The organism is Ornithinibacillus contaminans (assembly GCF_001038425.2).
In the GTDB taxonomy this organism is placed as follows: Bacteria; Bacillota; Bacilli; order Bacillales; family Amphibacillaceae; genus Ornithinibacillus; species Ornithinibacillus contaminans.
Genome location: NZ_LDPV02000037.1, coordinates 26,045 through 43,773 on the forward strand (window position 1 = coordinate 26,045; position 17,729 = coordinate 43,773).

At 36.6% G+C, this 17,729-nt stretch carries 21 protein-coding genes; 16 read left to right on the plus strand and 5 right to left on the minus strand.

The features are described 5' to 3' along the window. Positions 1–42: 42 nt before the first annotated feature. Positions 43–810 (minus strand): 2,4-dienoyl-CoA reductase, encoded by a 768-nt coding sequence (gene fadH, locus JF53_RS09885; protein WP_047982164.1) that lies wholly within the window; start codon positions 808–810, stop codon positions 43–45. Positions 811–1,035: 225 nt separating this feature from the next. Between fadH and JF53_RS09890 the strand changes: the two genes are divergently transcribed. The 4 genes from JF53_RS09890 (at position 1,036) to JF53_RS09910 (ending at position 4,852) form a co-directional block, all read left to right on the plus strand. Continuing rightward, on the plus strand, positions 1,036–1,887 hold the full coding sequence (locus tag JF53_RS09890) for a metallophosphoesterase (RefSeq protein ID WP_047982165.1): 852 nt from the start codon (positions 1,036–1,038) through the stop codon (positions 1,885–1,887). A 106-nt stretch (positions 1,888–1,993) separates the two neighbouring features. Beyond that, complete coding sequence (locus JF53_RS09895) at positions 1,994–2,572, plus strand: SCO family protein (RefSeq protein WP_047982166.1); 579 nt, start codon at positions 1,994–1,996, stop codon at positions 2,570–2,572. 99 nt (positions 2,573–2,671) lie between these two features. After that, positions 2,672–3,142 carry a YkyB family protein gene (locus tag JF53_RS09900; protein WP_047982167.1) on the plus strand — a complete coding sequence of 157 codons (471 nt, stop codon included), beginning with the start codon at positions 2,672–2,674 and terminating at the stop codon, positions 3,140–3,142. Between the two features lie 534 nt (positions 3,143–3,676). Further along, a complete protein-coding gene (locus JF53_RS09910) occupies positions 3,677–4,852 on the plus strand; it encodes an aminotransferase A (RefSeq protein ID WP_047982169.1) in 1,176 nt (391 codons plus the stop codon). A 54-nt stretch (positions 4,853–4,906) separates the two neighbouring features. On the opposite strand, the gene JF53_RS09915 is transcribed toward JF53_RS09910, so the two are convergent. Beyond that, the gene (locus tag JF53_RS09915) at positions 4,907–5,104 is read right to left on the minus strand and encodes an aspartyl-phosphate phosphatase Spo0E family protein (protein ID WP_047982170.1); all 198 of its coding nucleotides are present in this window, start codon (positions 5,102–5,104) and stop codon (positions 4,907–4,909) included. Between the two features lie 177 nt (positions 5,105–5,281). Between JF53_RS09915 and lepB the strand changes: the two genes are divergently transcribed. The 3 genes from lepB (at position 5,282) to JF53_RS09930 (ending at position 8,448) form a co-directional block, all read left to right on the plus strand. Then, complete coding sequence (gene lepB, locus JF53_RS09920) at positions 5,282–5,815, plus strand: signal peptidase I (RefSeq protein WP_064965380.1); 534 nt, start codon at positions 5,282–5,284, stop codon at positions 5,813–5,815. Between the two features lie 311 nt (positions 5,816–6,126). Continuing rightward, the gene (locus JF53_RS09925; RefSeq protein WP_236686935.1) at positions 6,127–7,284 is read left to right on the plus strand and encodes a zinc ribbon domain-containing protein; all 1,158 of its coding nucleotides are present in this window, start codon (positions 6,127–6,129) and stop codon (positions 7,282–7,284) included. Positions 7,285–7,308: 24 nt separating this feature from the next. Continuing rightward, positions 7,309–8,448 (plus strand): S1C family serine protease, encoded by a 1,140-nt coding sequence (locus JF53_RS09930; RefSeq protein WP_047982173.1) that lies wholly within the window; start codon positions 7,309–7,311, stop codon positions 8,446–8,448. A gap of 130 nt (positions 8,449–8,578) precedes the next feature. Here JF53_RS09930 and JF53_RS09935 read toward each other — a convergent pair whose 3' ends face one another. From JF53_RS09935 to JF53_RS09945, 3 genes are all read right to left on the minus strand, one after another. Continuing rightward, entirely contained in the window at positions 8,579–10,534 is a 1,956-nt protein-coding gene (locus JF53_RS09935; protein ID WP_053071993.1) for a sensor domain-containing protein, read from the minus strand. A 28-nt stretch (positions 10,535–10,562) separates the two neighbouring features. Beyond that, positions 10,563–11,924: a TrkH family potassium uptake protein gene (locus tag JF53_RS09940; RefSeq protein WP_047982174.1), complete on the minus strand. Its 1,362-nt coding sequence runs from the start codon at positions 11,922–11,924 to the stop codon at positions 10,563–10,565. Positions 11,925–12,122: 198 nt separating this feature from the next. After that, complete coding sequence (locus JF53_RS09945; protein WP_047982175.1) at positions 12,123–12,533, minus strand: YwpF family protein; 411 nt, start codon at positions 12,531–12,533, stop codon at positions 12,123–12,125. A 149-nt stretch (positions 12,534–12,682) separates the two neighbouring features. On the opposite strand from JF53_RS09945, the gene JF53_RS09950 reads away from it, so the two are divergent. The 9 genes from JF53_RS09950 to JF53_RS09990 all read left to right on the plus strand — a co-directional run bounded on the left by JF53_RS09950 (position 12,683) and on the right by JF53_RS09990 (position 17,533). Continuing rightward, the gene (locus JF53_RS09950; RefSeq protein WP_047982176.1) at positions 12,683–12,862 is read left to right on the plus strand and encodes a hypothetical protein; all 180 of its coding nucleotides are present in this window, start codon (positions 12,683–12,685) and stop codon (positions 12,860–12,862) included. A 93-nt stretch (positions 12,863–12,955) separates the two neighbouring features. After that, entirely contained in the window at positions 12,956–13,672 is a 717-nt protein-coding gene (locus JF53_RS09955; protein WP_047982177.1) for a hypothetical protein, read from the plus strand. 173 nt (positions 13,673–13,845) lie between these two features. Beyond that, the gene (locus JF53_RS09960) at positions 13,846–14,052 is read left to right on the plus strand and encodes a DUF1657 domain-containing protein (RefSeq protein WP_047982178.1); all 207 of its coding nucleotides are present in this window, start codon (positions 13,846–13,848) and stop codon (positions 14,050–14,052) included. Positions 14,053–14,105: 53 nt separating this feature from the next. Next, on the plus strand, positions 14,106–14,573 hold the full coding sequence (locus JF53_RS09965; RefSeq protein ID WP_053071994.1) for a hypothetical protein: 468 nt from the start codon (positions 14,106–14,108) through the stop codon (positions 14,571–14,573). Between the two features lie 18 nt (positions 14,574–14,591). Beyond that, positions 14,592–15,071, plus strand: a complete 480-nt coding sequence (gene spoVAC, locus JF53_RS09970) for a stage V sporulation protein AC (protein ID WP_047982179.1) — start codon at positions 14,592–14,594, stop codon at positions 15,069–15,071. Then, entirely contained in the window at positions 15,071–16,087 is a 1,017-nt protein-coding gene (gene spoVAD, locus JF53_RS09975; protein WP_047982180.1) for a stage V sporulation protein AD, read from the plus strand. Before spoVAC ends, spoVAD begins: the two co-directional genes overlap by 1 nt. After that, a complete protein-coding gene (spoVAE, locus tag JF53_RS09980) occupies positions 16,084–16,434 on the plus strand; it encodes a stage V sporulation protein AE (protein ID WP_047982181.1) in 351 nt (116 codons plus the stop codon). Before spoVAD ends, spoVAE begins: the two co-directional genes overlap by 4 nt. 23 nt (positions 16,435–16,457) lie before the next feature. Further along, positions 16,458–16,661: a DUF1657 domain-containing protein gene (locus JF53_RS09985; RefSeq protein ID WP_047982182.1), complete on the plus strand. Its 204-nt coding sequence runs from the start codon at positions 16,458–16,460 to the stop codon at positions 16,659–16,661. 14 nt (positions 16,662–16,675) lie between these two features. Next, on the plus strand, positions 16,676–17,533 hold the full coding sequence (locus JF53_RS09990; protein WP_047982183.1) for a DUF421 domain-containing protein: 858 nt from the start codon (positions 16,676–16,678) through the stop codon (positions 17,531–17,533). The last annotated feature ends 196 nt before the right edge of the window (positions 17,534–17,729 follow it).

A 17,729-nucleotide genomic window follows, 5' to 3' on the forward strand; every position in this document is an offset into this window, starting at 1 on the left:
TGGATAAGGGACATTTCCTCATCCAACAGCCTTTGTTTTCTATTAAAAGGGGAACTTATTCAACCACTGTCCCCCATCCATCGTAACGACCTCTCCATTGATGTAGGACGCTTTATCGGATAATAAGAAATACGCTAGTTCCGCTATTTCCTCTGGTTTGCCTAATCGTTTCAACGGTACAGATGCTAACGTTCTAGTTGCGGCCTCTTCCGACAAAAATAACTTCTCTGCTCCGCCAGTTCTTTCAATAGGTCCAGGGGCGATAGCGTTGACACGAATACCATATTTCGTCCCCCACTCTACTGCTAAGGTACGCGTCATATTCAACACTCCTGCCTTTGCTGCAGAAGAATGAATAACTCCAGCCCCTGCATTCCACGCATAAGTAGCAACCATATTTAAAATAGACCCGTTAATCTGGTGGTCAATCCAATACCTTCCGACCGCTTTACTACAATAAAATGTTCCATTAAGCACGATATCAATGACCGCATTCCAGCCATTAATTGATAAATCCTCTGCCGCGCAAATAAAATTTCCTGCTGCATTGTTAATTAAATAATCGATGGTACCGAATTGCTTTATTGTTTCCGCAACCATCCGCTCTACATCCTCAGGATTTCGAACGTCCATCGTTATAATATGTAGCTTCCCAGTAGCTGTTTGTTCTAATTCTTCCTTAACTAAAGTAAGCCGTTCTAGATTTCTTCCTGTCAAAACAACATTTGCTCCCTCATCAGCAAACTTTTTCGCCATGTACTTCCCCATACCACTCGAGCTTCCTGTTACAATAATTGTTTTACTATCCATTTCATCCACCTTCCTTTCTGTTAAATGCATTACTTTATTGACGTAATTAGTTGATTTCATATTATTTTCATTTATATTAAAAGTCAAACGATTTCATTTTGTATAATTTGACCTACTGAAGCATCTTTTGTTGTATGATATAATCGACTAACAATCAAAACTTGGATAGTGAATTTATTTAACATAAGACAATCATTTTTTATTACAGTTTTTGAAGGTGACAGAATGAATAGAAGATCTTTTCTAAAAAAAGTAGTTGGAAGTATGTTTGGTATTGCCGGAATTTCAGGGGGTACCTACTACTACGCACGAAATATCGAGCCAGAATTACTTACCATGCAACAGCTCACGATAACAGATTCAAGAATTCCTAGCTCTTTTGAAAATTTTAAAATTATCCAGTTTTCCGATACCCATATTGGATTTCATTACAACCTAGAACAATTTGAAAAATTAACGGCTGAGATAAACAAGTTAAATCCTGATTTAATTGTCTTTACCGGGGATTTGGTTGATGATCCTGACCATTATCATTGGGACTCTAAGCTGACAACCCTCCTACGCAATTTACATGCCCCCTATGGGAAGTATTGGGTATACGGCAACCACGACCACGGAGGCTATGGTACCGAAACCATAAAAAAAGTGATGGAAGACGCTCAATTTACCCTACTCCAAAATAGTCATCATGTTATCGAAAGACAACAAGATCGAATTCTACTCGCTGGTATTGACGATGTTATTTTAGGTAGACCTGATTTAACTAAGACCATGGCAAATACCAATTCATCGCTATTCACGCTTTTACTAGCACATGAACCTGATTTCGCCGACACCACTATTCAATACCCAATAGATGTGCAATTATCTGGCCATAGTCATGGCGGACAAGTGCGTCTACCATTTATTGGACACTTATACACACCTATATACGCTGAGAAATATGTGCAAGGAACGTACACATTTCCGAACAACCGGTTAACCCTATATGTTAATAAAGGAATCGGAACAACTCGACTACCTTACCGCTTCTTTTGCAAACCCGAAATATCAATTTATACTTTGAAGCCAGAGTAGACGTAACAATTTAACCTCCCTATTGCATTTGTAACAGTTTATTCATAGTATCAATTCTATTTCCATGATAAAATTATGGAAACATTAGAATTTGGAGGAAATATCGTTGAAGCGTATAGCATTATTACTATTAATTGTGTTGCTAAGCTTACTTACTGCATGTGGTGAGCCGGAATATAATGGGAATATTTCTTATGAGGTACAGGATTTCTCCTTCACAAATCAAGATGGCGAAACGGTCAGTAAAAGTGACTTTGAAGGGGACATTTGGATTGCTGATTTTATTTACACCAATTGCCAAACGGAATGCCCACAAATGGTTTATAACAAACAAAAAGTCGAGCGTGCTTTATCTGATGCCGGAATTGATGACGTTAAATTTGTCTCCTTTAGTATTGACCCAGAACACGATACACCAGAAGTATTAAAGGAATATGGTGAAGTAAGAGGGATTGAATTCGACAATTGGACTTTCTTAACTGGATACGATTTTGAAGAAATAAAGCAATTTGCAGTTAAATCATTTAAGACGTTGATTGAAGAAATGGAAGACGATACATTTGTACATGGAATCAATTTTTTTGTTGTTAGTCCGGAAGGGAATGCCATCAACAAGTACAATGGCTACTACATGACAGATGAACAAGTCGATGAGATGGTTGCCTTTATTAAGGATATGTTGTAAGAGAGAGGCATCGACTGCTTCTCTTATTATTTTTCTATTGAAAATGGACAAGCTTTAGGCTACTATTAATGCAATAAGTTACGGAAAGGAGGTAATTGGATGAACAGCCAAGAAACAGCATCACTTCTTGATCTTGCAAAGGCACTTTATACGGTCAATCGCCACGCAAAAACAGCACCAGAGCCACAACATCTTTATTATATAAAAAAAGAAACAATCCAACGGCTATTAAAAGAAAAACGAGCAAAAAAAGTCGGACTTCATTTTTCAGATCATCCAAAACGAAGTAACCAACATTCAACTTTACTAGTTAAGGTAGCTGACTACTATTTTCATATACCTCCAACAAAAGACGACTTTAAAGAATTGGAGCATCTTGGGTCACTCGACCAAAGTTTTCGAAATCCGCAAACGAAAATGTCACTATCTCAAGCAAAAAAAATTATCTATCAATACATTGATTGGAAGCCTGAAAAGGAAAAACCAATGCATAAGCAACATACTTCTTCCTATTTCACGCCATCATCTTTAGGGAAAATGGATTGGACAAATCGAAAAACATATCGTTGAAAGCATATTAGATGATATGCTTTTTTTGTACTTTCTTTCTTCCCTTTTGGATATAGTTCCATACATGGACGAGAAATAATAACAATCCTAATACCGCTAATGATTGCAGGGTATATTTAAACAGATTATATAGAGTGATCTGTACTTCGCCAATGAATAGCACCGCTATAAAAAATATCGAAGTACAGAATAGACTACTAAGTAGATAGCTTAATAATCTTTCTGACTGTAGCGCAATTAGAAAGGTTATAATTGGACGTATTAACATATAACATCCTAGGATACCAAGAAAGATAACTACACTGTATACCATTTCCTCAGTCAAACCAAGTGAAGATAGTTGAGATAATTTAATTATAGTTCCATGGATAAATGTTTCCATCCTATCGCATCCAATTCTATTGTAATATCCTCCAGTGTATACAGCGAAGTTAGATTATATACGTTTAATAAACTGGATTTTAATCTACTATCATAAAACGAAACCTATTTGCTATAATGAAGAACAAGACGGCTTGATATGGAGGAATTATTGTGGAGCACTTACTTAATCATCAAGTAAAAACAATTGAAATTTCTGGTATTCGAAAATTCTTTAATATGGTTTCAAAGGAAGAAGATATCGTATCTTTAACCATCGGTCAACCAGATTTCACTACACCAGAACATATTAAAGAAGCAGCAATAAACGCCTTACATAAGAATAGAACAACCTATACAACTAATGCCGGCATACCAGAACTAAGACGTGCTATCGCAAATTATTATGAGTCTAGTTATCAGGTAAGCTACCAGCCAGAAACTGAAATCATCGTGACTACCGGTGCCTCTCAGGCAATAGATATCGTATTTCGAACGATCTTAAATCCTGGTGATGAAGTTATCATGCCTGGACCAATTTATCCCGGATATGAACCACTAGTAACCTTAGCTTGTGGAAAAGTGGTCCATGTTGATACTACTAATCAACAATTTAAATTAACTAAGGAAGCACTCTTGCAAGCTATTACGCCCAAGACAAAATGTGTCGTTCTCCCCTACCCTTCCAATCCAACAGGAGCATCATTTACAGCTACTGAATTAAAAGCGCTTGTCGATGTATTAAAGGATAAAAATATATTCATACTAGCAGATGAAATCTATAGTGAACTAAGTTTTGATTATGACCATGTGTCAATCGCCAGTTTTAAAGAAGTGTCGGATCGTACTATTGTGATCAATGGTGTCTCCAAATCGCATTCCATGACTGGATTTCGGATTGGCTATGTATTAGCTCCGAGTTGGATTACAACACATTTACTAAAAGTACATCAATACAATGTTTCATGTGCTTCTTCTATCAGTCAGTATGCAGCACTAGAAGCACTTACCAATGGATTGAACGATTCTAGTAAGATGCGCATGGAGTATCAAACACGTCGAGATTATGTCTATCAACGATTAATAGAAATGGGACTTGAAGTGAACAAACCAAATGGGGCATTTTATTTCTTTCCGAAGTTTCCACTGAAAAACATGACATCCTTTGCATTAGGGGTTGATCTTGTTCGAAAAGGAAAGGTGGCACTTGTGCCAGGAGATAGTTTTTCACCGATTGGACAAGGATATATGAGATTATCCTATGCCTATGATAAAATCACGTTAGAAGAAGGGTTAAATCGCTTAGAGAGGTATTTACAGAATAATGATTTAGAAGGTGGAATACAGTAATAGATGGGATAATGCAGTAATTGCGATATCCCTCCTATTAGCCATATGATAGTGTTATAATTTAATTTTATCTCTATCTGTTTCTGTCGTTCTTACATTTTTTTTGAGAATATCGTAGCTGTTTAAAAGTCGGTCCAGTTCTTGGCTAAGTGTAATTGCCTCGAGACTGTTTAACCCTTTTGTCGTTGCGACGGTACTCATTTTATTACGTAACTTTTCTATCTGTTTTAGGAGCTTGTCAGTATCGTACATAAATAAATTACAATACCTCCTTTACTATTTATATTACTTTAGCATAGAAAAATGGATAAGCACAATTATATTCTTATTATTTCCATTATTTCTTGAACAAATTATGAATCATTATTTACGTTTTTATCTCCCTATAACTGGTATAATGGAATTAATGATAGTTAGGAACAGAAAGGAATGTCTTTTTTGACCAAAACGAAAGAAAAAAACGAATGGCTTGAATGGGGTAAAGCAATTCTTATTGCCATTATTCTTGCATTTTTGCTACGAACATTCATTTTCGCGACTTCCATTGTTGAAGGTGACAGTATGGACCCAACTCTCCAAGACGGTGAGCGCGTTATTTTCAATAAATTTGTTTATTTAATTGATGGTCCTGACAGAGGAGACATCGTAATTATTCAACGTCCTGATAAAAATTACGTAAAGCGTATCATTGGGTTACCAGGAGAAACGATTGAAATTAGAAATCACAAGCTTTATATTAATAACGACTTACATGAACAAACATTTTTATCAGAGGATGCCAAAAATCATACTGGAAATTTTGGTCCAATCACAATACCTAAAGATCGTTATTTTGTTATGGGTGATAATCGGTCCATTAGTAAGGACTCTAGAAATGGATTAGGGTTTATCATGGAAGATGAGATTATCGGAAAATCAGAGTTTGTCTTCTATCCATTTAGTGAAATGGCTAAGACAAGATGAATTAATCTTGAGGTTATGAAGGTCCAGATAACAAGGACCTTCTTTTTTTATTTTAATTTCTACAGGATTACTTTTCATTATCCAAAAAACTACTACCGATATTAAAAAGTAGTATCACAGCGCAAACAATTCCGAGTGCAGTTTCCCACATGTAAAACCACCTCCTACAGTAATATTATGTACTAATGCTATCGTTACCAATTACTACTAATCTTTTTTATCATACCAATATCAGCACCCTAAATAAAGAGAAATATGATAAGATAGACTTAAAATTAATGTCGAATGTTAGAAGCAGGTGAAAATGCATCATGCACTGTCCTTATTGTGGATCAATTATCAAAGAAGAAGAAGCATATTGTGTTAGCTGTGGGAAAGCACTACCGAGCGATATCAATGAGCGTCATGTAGATAAAAAACACTTTGACAAATTATGGTATATGCCAATAGTTACAATAATCATCGTCTTACTTGTCGCAAGTTTATTCCAATCCTATCTTCAAAAGCAGACTACTCAGGCTAAGGAGTTATATGAACTAGGTGAACAGCACCTTGCAGTAGAAGATTATGAAGCTGCAAAGGAGTACTTTACTAAAGCACTTCAGGAAAAACCTAGCTTCAAACAAGGACAAACTGCCCTTGAATTTATTGAAAAGAGCTACAACGTTACCGATTTAATTGAAAAATCAAGAACAGAACTAAAGGAAAATAACTTTCAAGCTGCACTTTCTTTACTGGATGATGCCGAGACCTCCTTACAGAATTTCAATGGCTCTGCAACAACCACTTTAGTCGATCACATCGTATCACAACGTAATACGGTGAAAACAGAACAACTAAAAAGTATTCTTGCAGATAATCCATCAATAGATGAATTGAAAGGACTGCTTTGGGAAGCTGATGCAATTAATACGAGTGAAGCAAGCGAAATGAAAGAATCAATTCGCTCACAGATTATCGACTTTGCTTATTCAAAAGCAAGTGAACAGTTATCAAACAAGCAGTTTAGTGATGCACAGCTTATCGTAGATGATGGGTTAAAGTATGCACCAGAATCAGAGAAACTATTGAGTTTAAAGACAACTATTGAGAAAGAGAAAGTTTCCTTTGAAATCACACAGCAACAACGAATTCAACAAGCAATTAACACTGCTCAAGAAGAACGCGAAATGAATGAAACAGATGCGATTGAAGTAGTTTCAATTAAAGTTGAAAATGATGATCAAGGTAATCTGGTCGTAAAAGGTGAGGTAAAAAGTGTTGCGACTATCCCGATTAACTCTGTGCTCGTTGAGTATTCCTTACTAACTAATGAAACAGAATTTTTATCCAATAATGTCTATGTATATCCAGACACACTTTATCCAAATGAAACGGGTAAGTTTGAATTCACCCATTATGATATTGACAAGGATTTTAAAACAATTGACGTTAACACAAAAAAAATAACCTGGTATACCAACTATTAATCGTTATGACGGAGTGAGATTCACATGCAGTTAAAACAAAAATACCCACTAATCGCAACTATCATAATAGCCATACTTGGACTATCCTTTTTCATCTATCTATTTGTGGATTGGCAATCACAGGATCTAGTCATTAATAATCCGATTATTAATCAAGTCCAAACAGATGACGGTACCCTTGACCTGAAAACAATTGTCCATGAGGCAGAAAAAAACGTCGTACAAATCGAAGCTAAAAACGAGGATGAAACATTAACCGGATCTGGTTTTTTATACAACGAAAAAGGTGATATTATAACCAATGCACATGTGGTAAAGGATGCAGAAACAATTTATGTGCGTACTGCCAATGCTCGGTTTTATCCTGCTGCAGTCATTGGTATTGGTGATAATACGGATGTCGCAGTCATACGTGTACCACAATTAGCTGGATTAACTGGCCTTTCTATTGATCGAGAAACAATGGCAGAGATTGGTGATGAGGTTATTGCATTAGGTAGCCCACATGGATTTCAAAACACTGTTACTCTCGGTATAATTTCTGGGACAGAACGAGAATTCACCGTAGATGGATTCGATTATCACAACAATTATCAAATTTCTGCGCAAATAACACATGGAAATAGCGGTGGACCGTTGATAAATCGAGCAACTGGTAAGGTCATTGGAATTAATTCCGTTGGAACAGATGACGGTACCCTTGGTTTTAGCATTCCCATTATCGATGTGATTGCCACTATTGAGACTTGGTCAAACGAAGCGCAGAATGATCAATTAACCTATACAAGTACAGAAGATCTTCTAAGCACAATCGATTCTAAGCAATTTATGCAGGATGCAGAATATGTAATGGAATACTTTTTAGATAGTATTATTATCAGAGACTATGTCGGTGCATACTCGTTACTAGGGGATTCCTACCAATCCTCCACTTCATACTCTAGCTTTCGTGAAGGGTATATTCAAATTGTTGATATGGAGTATGCCGCTGAAACAACCGAAATCATTGACGAAAATCACGCTTCTGTCATTGCCGATGTAACCATAACCAAAAATCAACTAGATGAAGAGGAACAAATAAAAGAAACGGTTCGTTACCAATTTACCATCGGTTATGAAAATGACCAATTGAAAATCATCAGCCTCGAAACCTTGAAAAATTAAATTTTAACAGATATTTATAAGTAAAAAATCCGAATGGTAATGCACATCTTCCAGCTACAGTGCAACATCATTCGGATTTTTTATTGTCATCTAGGTGTTAATACCTCGAGCGTTCGATTGTAAAAAGATTCTAATACTCAAAAAATGGAAGCAATTCACTTGGTGGCAAAGGCTTGCTTAAATAGAAGCCCTGCATTTCATCACATCGTTCATTCGCAAGGAAATTGAACTGTTCCGTCGTCTCGACTCCCTCCGCAATCACTTTCATATTAAGGGAATGAGACATATGAATAATGGATTTCACAATTGCCTTGTTCTCTTTCTGACACTCATTTAAAAACATTTTATCAATCTTTAGCTTTGAAATTGGAAACATACTTAAATACTTAAAAGAAGAATACCCGGTTCCAAAATCATCTATAGAAACCTGTACACCTAAATCACGTAATCCGTGGAGCGTTTTTAAAATTTCTTCCTCATTTGACATTGCCATACTCTCGGTGATCTCTAGCTCTAGGTACTGTGGATCTAAGCGCGTATCTTTTAGGATTTGTTCAACCTTTTCCACTAGCTTACGTTGATAAAATTGTTTTGCTGATAAATTTACACTTACCGTTAAAGCTCGGTATCCTTTGTTCTGCCATTCTTTATTTTGCCTGCATGCCTCAACTAGTACCCAATCTCCAATATCAATGATTAAACCCGTTTTTTCTGCTAACGGAATAAATTCCGTTGGACCAATAGTGCCTCTTTCCGGATGGTTCCAGCGAAGTAATGCCTCTACCCCAACAACCTCATTTTTCAGTAAATTTTTCTGTGGTTGATAGTGGAGTTCAAAATGTCCCAATTTTAATGCTTTACGCATCTCGGACTCCATTGTCAGCATCGCTTTAAAGTTCTCTGAAATGGAAGACTCAAATATATTGTAGTAATTCTGTTGCTTCCCTTTAATTACATACATAGCAGAATCTGCATGCTTGATAAGGTCTTGTGCGCTATTACCGTTTTCTGGATATACACTAATACCTATACTCACCGTCGTATATATTTCATAATCGGCGATTTTAAATGGCTTCTCAAATTCCTTAATTAATTGCTCTGCTAAAATTACTGCCGTTTCCTTTGTTGTGTTACGTTGCAGGATTAAGAATTCATCCCCACCCATTCTGGCGATAAATGTATCCACCTGTTGAAACGACTTTAATCTTTTGGCACAAGCCTTGAGTAGCGCATCCCCAAAATCATACCCTAATGTATCATTGATTTCCTTAAAATAGTCTAAATCAAGGAAATAAACGGCGAACTCCTCTGTTTCCTGTGCCTGTAAAACTGCCTCGTTCAACACCTTATGGAAGAAGTTACGATTCGGTAAATCGGTTAATTCATCATAATAAGCCATATACTCAATTCTTGTCTCATTCTCTACCCGTTCTGTAATATCTTTAATACAAGCAACCCGAACAACTGAACCTTTATCTGTATATGGATATTCTACCATTTCAATGTGAAATAAACTGCCATCCTTTCGAACACCTCTAAGTTCAATGACCTGTTCATTAGAAAGGTGTTCAAAATCAGCAAATCTTTCATAACTCCTCGGGTCGATTAATTTACTAAGTGCCATATTTTTCATTTCATCTCGTGTATAACCAAACATTTCCGCACATGTATCATCACAGTCGATGATGTCGGTTTCACCATACAAGACAATTCCTTCAATGATGGAATTGGACAATTTATTAATATAACGTTTTATATCGTCAGCTTTATCCTGTACAGAAAAATCCTGTAATAAAAGACAATATATATCATTTTGCAACTGAAGTGATTTCACTTCAAGTAATTTCCCTTTTCTTTTCTGTAATTCTAATAACAAGTGAGCTTCAGACGAATCAAGCAGTACATCAAAATCTAAATACTCATAAATAGATTGTGATAATCCATCTAATTGGTCTAAATCAAGGATGGAATAGGCTGCTTGATTACCATCAATAATCGTACCATCCTTATGGACAAACAAAATAGCATCCTTTAAAAAGGTCAGTACCTGACTATCTATTGGCAGAGCCTCTCGATTTTTTTCCATATCGTTTCCCCTCACTTGTTTTCATTCATTAACCAATGCTAATTCGTTCCTTTGGATAATGATAATCCCCAGTTTTTTTCGTTTTCTTAAACATAAATAGAAACGTTATAATTCCTACTCTTCCAATAAACATTAAAAACATTAGAATTACTTTACTTACACTCGATAACTGATCGGTTATCCCTAATGACAATCCAACCGTACCGAATGCTGAGGTTACTTCAAACATAATCGTAGATATTGAAAATGGCTCTAACTTGGTGATCAAGAGAATCGAAGTAAAAACAAGAATAATGGCCATTAATGTGACTGTAACAGCTTTCATCAAATCTTCATCATGTACTTCTCTTCTGAATATACGAATACTATTTCCTCCACGTGCATAAGTAATGATGAAAATAACAACAAGTGCAAAGGTTGTTGTTCGTATTCCTCCACCAGCACTACTAGGAGATGCTCCAATAAACATTAGGAAAGACATCCATAAGTGGTTAGACTCTGTTAATAAACTTACATCCATTGTGGCAAGTCCTCCACTTCTAGTTGTTACCGACTGAAATAAGGAATAAAAAAGTATCTCATGCCAGGATTTATTAGCAAAGAAATTATTCATGTCTAATATGTAAATGACTATAGTCCCCACTACAATAAGGATAAAGAAAGTTAATGACGTTAGCTTTGTAAATAAACTAAAATGCATATGCATTCGTTTGTCTTTTTGGGAAAACAAGAAATTTTTCACTTCAATTAAGACTGGAAAGCCAATGGCACCAAAAATGATTAATAAAATATTCATGAATTGAACAAAATAATCATCTTTATAAAGTATCAAGGAATTTCCTGTAATATCAAATCCACCGTTGGTTACAGCACTTATCGTACCAAAAAATCCATGTAGGTAGGCTTCCTGTGCGGTATCGTAATATTTCAAAAAATACGTTCCTAATATGATAAAGGCAATTGCTTCAACGGTTATTAATACAAAAAAGATTTGCTTTATTAACCGAACCATTCCCTCAAAACTCGTTTGGTTTTGGTCAGTCATGATTAACTGACGTTCTTTTAAACCGATTTTTTTTCCTAAAAGCAGCCAAATAAAGGTACCAATTGCCATAACTCCAACTGCACCAAGCTGCAAAATAAAAGCAAGGATAAATATGCCCGGTATACTTAGCGTATCGATTACCGAAATGGTACTCAAACCCGTTACACTTAAGGCACTTATCGCAGTAAACACGATATCAATAAATTTAATTTGAACCCCTTCCTGATATGCTATTGGAAGGCTCATTAATAGCGTTGATACAATCGCTGCAACTAAATAGAAAAACAAAATAATACGAACTGGCGATAATTTATTTATCCAGTTAAGAAATTTTAATCCAAACATTTATGACTATACTCCTCAGGTTTGCCTTATTGTAACGAGGCAACCATACAAATTTATTATAGCAATGTATCGAAACTTTTACCTCACTTTTCGACACTTTTTCATCAACATTACCAATTTTTTTCTAATTTCAAACAATCTAAATAGAAAGTGAACTCGCAGGCAGAGGTAATTAATTGAACATTACCTGCTTTATTCTTAGATAAGCTGTTTAAATTTCTCTAATAATTCTTCCCCTTGATACCCTTTTTCGATTAGATTTTCGAGCATTTCTTCAATTTTACTTTTCCGTTTATCCACAATAGTTCCCATAAAAATAACCGATATATGCTTTCCTACCTCATGTAGACCATCAATGGTAGTAATAAACGTTGCCGGGGCGTTAGAATCTTTCGTAATTCTTACTTCTACCATGATTTGATCTCTTCTACTCCGTAAATCCTTAAAAAAAACCAAATAATCTTTATCGATATACGCCTCGATAAGCCAACTATTTTTATCATCCTCCCGATTAATGATTAAGCCATCTTCTAATGTAATATCAGTCTTTACTAAGTCTTCATTGATACTTTCTATGATTTGTAGTGATTTTAACTTAAAGGTTTTCATATACTGCCACCCGCCCATTATCGTTTAAGCTTAGTGTATCAAAATTCTAAACGAATGATAACATTTTTCTTACTAACACATACTAGAAAGGAATTTCTTCGTTCTATGTAAGGAACACATACCGATTAAATCCTAGGAGGTTTCAACTGATGATTCCTGTCATAGTCACCATTACCATTATTGTATTGCTTATCATTTATTTGATTGTCCGTGCCAATCGTTTAAATCTTCCCAAACGAACACTGTCAATTGCCGAAAATGATGCTCTCCAAGAAGACTACGTATCACACGGCTCTAGAAAAAATATCGAAGACTCAAAAAATCTATAGTAATCAATTACGTTGCATACCGTTTGGTCATTACAGCGAGAAATGAATCATGTATAATAACAAGTAATGAGATAACTCATACAGGAGGTATTCATGAAAAAAATACTTGGTTTTTTGTTTCTTTTTGTAATGATCTCGGGATGCTCTAATAATCAGCCTGCTATTGTTAAAGTAGATACCCCACCAGAGGAAGCTTCTTCAGAGCCTGAACTAATCGAGGAGGTATCTGACGATGAGGAAATAGATGAATTTATTGAGTTTCCACTTAAAGATGAAGTGATTCGTGTAAACTTAAGTCAAGTTCCGATTTTACAAGCCTACCTGCAAGCTTCGCCTAATTGGCAACCAATCATTGAACAAATGAAAATAGAACGATTAAGTAATAATACTACTAACGATATCTATTTATTAGAATTCTCCTGTTATCAGGAGCAATGCTCGTATTTATTATTGGATCAATCCAGCGATAATTCAGGATTTCTCATTGCCAATTTAGCACAATTAAAAGATGCAATATTTTCACCCGATGAAACGAAATTACTCGTAACATTTGACCGAGAATCGACAACAACGGAATTACCATTATCTGATGCTGTAGTCATTGATCTAGATAACTGGCAAGAATTATCCCTTAGCCATGATGTAGACGGATACAATTTGCTTGATTATCAGCGATCGTTTGTTAGCGCGGATTGGGTTGATGATGAAACGATCACAATATCCTTCCCTGATACAGTGAAATTGATTACAGATGACGACGAAGGGAATGCAACTAATTCTGTACTTTTCCATATTGTCACTAGTGGATAGTTTCCAGTTTTTTACCTGGATAAATAATCTCTAATTTACAAATAACTAAAGGTGTTTCGAATACGAAACATCTTTTTTGTTTTTTTACTACTGGGTATGCAAAATCTCGTCGTGTCACCATCCTTAAAGTAGGTTCTATCAAGGATAGAAACATTAAAGGAGGACATAATGCAATGACTGTTGGTACTCAAATAAAGCAAGTAGTAGCGGGGTTAAAAAGTGCACAAGCTAGCTTTGAACAATTTGCTTTACAAACAGAAAACAAACAGGCTAAACAGCTGTATGAGCAAGCAGCCCAGCAGACTCAAACTATACTACAATCTGTTGAACCACGTGTTCAACAAATTGAACAGGAAGAGCCTCAATATCAAGGCTTCTAACTAAAAGAGGGGTCTCCCCCCTCTTCAATACTTATCCGAAATAGGTGAAGCACATGGATTTGAATCGATTTATTTTTTTTATAGGTTGTTGTTTCGTCATCCTAAGCGGCTGTGAAAATGACTCCAGTTCACCGAGCGAATCGACTAATCCTTACAATGTTACGAACATGTCATCCGAACACCATTTTGATCAAACTCCCTCCAAACAAGCTGAACAATACTTAGTCCAGAAAGAAAATGTATCGGATGTTATCGCTGTTAATGATGATAAAAAAATGATCATTGCGATTGAAGTTCCACATCACGAACGTTTTCAATTAAAAAAAATCAATAAAGATTATTCCAGCGAGATGAAAGAGAAATTCAAATCAGTGGATATTACCGTGGAGCTGGCAACTGATAAAAAGATTTTTTGGGAATTAGATAAGCTTCATAAGCAAATACAACAAAACAAGATTACGAAAAAAAAGCTAACTAAAGAAATGAAGCATATCAGTAAGCTAATGAGAGAACAGACATAGTGGAAAGAGGGTCTTTACATGGCAGATAAAAAGAAAAAAAAATTACCGCCACAAGCACAGCAATATCAAACCTTTCAACAAGAGCGTGAAGTAAAGAGACCGATTGTAAAGAACTGCATCAAAGCCTTTTTAGTTGGTGGTTTCATTTGTTTTATCGGCCAACTTATTTCAACATTCTATATGTATTTTTTTAATTTTACTGAACAAACAGTTGGCAACCCGACAACTGCTACATTAATTTTTATCACAATGCTCCTGACCGGCTTTGGGATCTACGACCGAATTGGACAGTTTGCAGGAGCAGGTTCTGCCGTGCCAGTTACCGGTTTCGGAAATGCGGTAATATCAGCAGCAATTGAACATCGGACTGAAGGATATGTGTTAGGTGTCGGTGGCAACATGTTTAAGTTAGCAGGTTCGGTTATTTTGTTTGGCGTGTTCTCCGCCTTTATTGTTGCCTTAATTAAAACGATACTTATTCAATGGGGGGCAATCTAATGTTAACCGGACATCGTACGTGGCAATTCGAAAATGCGCCGGTCATTATATCAACAGGAACTGTCGGTGGTCCATTTGAGGCGAATGGAAATATTCCACATGCATTCAACATCCTACATGACGATATTTGGCTCGAACAAGCTTCCTTTGAAAAAGCACAACAGGTAATGATGGAAGAAGCCTGTCAAATAGCAATTAAAAATAGTCCCATCGATAAAGAACAAGTATCTTTCTTTATTAGCGGAGACTTAATCAATCAAATAACACCATCAAGCTTTGCCGCAAAAACAATTGCTGCGCCTTATTTTGGATTATTCAGTGCCTGTGCGACTTCCATGGAAAGCTTAGCCCTATCGGCATTTATTTTAAATGGAAATGGTGCTGAATATATCCTAAGCGGAACTTCGAGTCATAATGCTGCAGCTGAGAAACAATTCCGTTATCCAACAGAATATGGTGGTCAAAAGCCTCCTACTTCGCAATGGACCGTTACTGGTGCAGGCTGTGCATTAGTCGCCAAAACAGGAGAAGGACCTCGTGTTACATCCGCTACAATAGGAAAAATTGTTGATATGGGGATGTCAGATCCGTTTAATATGGGAGGTGCAATGGCTGCTGCTGCAGTTGATACGATAATGACTCACTTAAAAGAGAGAAATGTAGACGCATCTTATTATGATTTAATTATTACCGGTGATTTAGCCCATATCGGTAGAGAAGTTGCCTTAGATTTGCTTCATCAGAATAACATTAATCTTCCAGCTGAGAAGTTTGTAGATTGTGGGTTAACCATATACCGAGAGGATCAGCCTGTATTAGCGGGAGCAAGTGGTCCAGCATGCTCAGCAATTGTCACCTATGGGCATTTTTTAGATTTAATGAAAAAAGGAGAACTAACTAAAATTCTAGTAGTCGCAACCGGTTCTCTACATTCTCCCTTAAGTGTCAACCAAAAGGATCCAATCCCATGTATTGCTCATGCTGTATCCATCGAGTCAGGAAGTGGTATCGTATGATATTTTTCTGGGCATTTGTTATTGGCGGACTAATTTGTGTGATTGGACAAATAATGTTCGATGTATTCAAGCTCTCCCCTGGTCATACGTTAAGTATCCTAGTCGTTGCTGGCGCCATTTTAGACGGCTTAGGGTTATATGAGCCTTTGATTGATTTTGCAGGAGCTGGTGCAACCGTACCGATTACAAGCTTCGGTAATTCTCTTGTCCATGGTGCCATGCAGGAAGCAGAAAAACATGGCATTATCGGAGTTATCACAGGAATGTTTGAAGTAACTAGCTCTGGTATTTCAGCAGCGATTATTTTCGGTATGATTGGTGCATTAATTTTTAAACCAAAAGGCTAATATCCTAGATAGGAGGAGCAATATTGACCGTAAGTTCGCAAGTTAAAACCTGTTACGCAAGTATTAAAAATATAGAGGCTACACTAGCAATACTAAGAGCACAAACCAACGAGGCATCCGCTCGGAATGTATACTTCGAAACGGAACAACTAATCACAACAATTAGACAAGACCTTGAGCAACAAGTGCTAATGCTCGCTAGAGAAGAACCTCAGTATAAACAATAGAAAGGAATTTCACCATGCCAGATTGGATTCAAATTGTACTTCGGTCGTTCACTCTTCTAGTCATCTTGTTTTTATTTACCAAATGGCTAGGAACCAAACAACTCTCTCAGCTTAATATTTTTGAATATATTTCTGGTGTAGTATTAGGCGGTGTAGTTGCTATCCATGTCAGCACACTGGATAGCCCGATATATTATGCTTTACTAGCGATGTTTATTTGGTTTATCATCCCATATTTGGTGGAGCTATTGTCTTTAAAAAGTAAAGCATTCCGTAACTTTGCACAAGGAAAAAGTAGAGTGTTGATTCAAAACGGTAAAATTATGGAAGACAATCTGAAGAAAGAACATTTTTCCACAGATGATTTGTTAGAAAGCTTGCGCGATAAAAATATTTTCAAAGTAGCAGATGTAGAATTTGCTGTATTAGAGCCGACTGGAAAACTAAGTGTACTTCCCAAGAAAGATTATCGTCCTGTAACACCAAAAGATCTCGGGTTAAAGCTCGCACCTGATAAAGAACCGCAAACAGTTATTATGGATGGTCGTCCGCTTTTAGAGCCATTAGCTAATCTTTCCCTAAATCCTACATGGCTAGATACTGAGTTAGAAAAAATGAATATCCAAATTGAAAATGTATTTCTTGGTCAAGTGGATAGTGATGGACAATTAACCGTTGACTTGTACGATGACAAGCTTGCGGTTGCGAGTCCTACTCAAAAGCCGTTACTGCTTGCCACCATGAAAAAATGCCAAGCGGATTTAGAGTTATTTGCCCTAGCAACTGATAATTCCGATTCAAAGCAGTTGTATGAACGGAACAGTCAACGTTTAAAAAGAGCGATTGATCGTGTAGCACCTTATCTCCAATAGGGGCTGGGACATACGTGTTAATGGTTAGATAAAATCCGAACGTTGGTGCACGATACCCGCTCCGGGAATATACTTCGCTTTCACTTCCAGCACAGGGGTGACATCTGCTCGAAACTACCTCGCAGTGTCTACCTTGCCGCGGGGGCTGCTGAGCCTCCTCGCGCTGAAAAGCAGTGCGCCTGTGTCTGCTAGTATC

What these genes read in the sequence shown, in the direction of transcription:
- JF53_RS09930 (WP_047982173.1), top strand. Translation starts at nt 7,309, where the DNA reads ATGCAGTTAAAACAAAAATACCCACTAATCGCAACTATCATAATAGCC.
- spoVAC (WP_047982179.1), top strand. Translation starts at nt 14,592, where the DNA reads ATGGCAGATAAAAAGAAAAAAAAATTACCGCCACAAGCACAGCAATAT.
- JF53_RS09890 (WP_047982165.1), top strand. Translation starts at nt 1,036, where the DNA reads ATGAATAGAAGATCTTTTCTAAAAAAAGTAGTTGGAAGTATGTTTGGT.
- JF53_RS09960 (WP_047982178.1), top strand. Translation starts at nt 13,846, where the DNA reads ATGACTGTTGGTACTCAAATAAAGCAAGTAGTAGCGGGGTTAAAAAGT.
- JF53_RS09940 (WP_047982174.1), bottom strand. Translation starts at nt 11,924, where the DNA reads ATGTTTGGATTAAAATTTCTTAACTGGATAAATAAATTATCGCCAGTT.
- fadH (WP_047982164.1), bottom strand. Translation starts at nt 810, where the DNA reads ATGGATAGTAAAACAATTATTGTAACAGGAAGCTCGAGTGGTATGGGG.
- JF53_RS09965 (WP_053071994.1), top strand. Translation starts at nt 14,106, where the DNA reads ATGGATTTGAATCGATTTATTTTTTTTATAGGTTGTTGTTTCGTCATC.
- JF53_RS09915 (WP_047982170.1), bottom strand. Translation starts at nt 5,104, where the DNA reads ATGTACGATACTGACAAGCTCCTAAAACAGATAGAAAAGTTACGTAAT.
- JF53_RS09935 (WP_053071993.1), bottom strand. Translation starts at nt 10,534, where the DNA reads ATGGAAAAAAATCGAGAGGCTCTGCCAATAGATAGTCAGGTACTGACC.
- lepB (WP_064965380.1), top strand. Translation starts at nt 5,282, where the DNA reads ATGTCTTTTTTGACCAAAACGAAAGAAAAAAACGAATGGCTTGAATGG.
- JF53_RS09955 (WP_047982177.1), top strand. Translation starts at nt 12,956, where the DNA reads ATGAAAAAAATACTTGGTTTTTTGTTTCTTTTTGTAATGATCTCGGGA.
- JF53_RS09925 (WP_236686935.1), top strand. Translation starts at nt 6,127, where the DNA reads ATGCACTGTCCTTATTGTGGATCAATTATCAAAGAAGAAGAAGCATAT.
- JF53_RS09945 (WP_047982175.1), bottom strand. Translation starts at nt 12,533, where the DNA reads ATGAAAACCTTTAAGTTAAAATCACTACAAATCATAGAAAGTATCAAT.
- spoVAE (WP_047982181.1), top strand. Translation starts at nt 16,084, where the DNA reads ATGATATTTTTCTGGGCATTTGTTATTGGCGGACTAATTTGTGTGATT.
- JF53_RS09950 (WP_047982176.1), top strand. Translation starts at nt 12,683, where the DNA reads ATGATTCCTGTCATAGTCACCATTACCATTATTGTATTGCTTATCATT.
- spoVAD (WP_047982180.1), top strand. Translation starts at nt 15,071, where the DNA reads ATGTTAACCGGACATCGTACGTGGCAATTCGAAAATGCGCCGGTCATT.
- JF53_RS09990 (WP_047982183.1), top strand. Translation starts at nt 16,676, where the DNA reads ATGCCAGATTGGATTCAAATTGTACTTCGGTCGTTCACTCTTCTAGTC.
- JF53_RS09900 (WP_047982167.1), top strand. Translation starts at nt 2,672, where the DNA reads ATGAACAGCCAAGAAACAGCATCACTTCTTGATCTTGCAAAGGCACTT.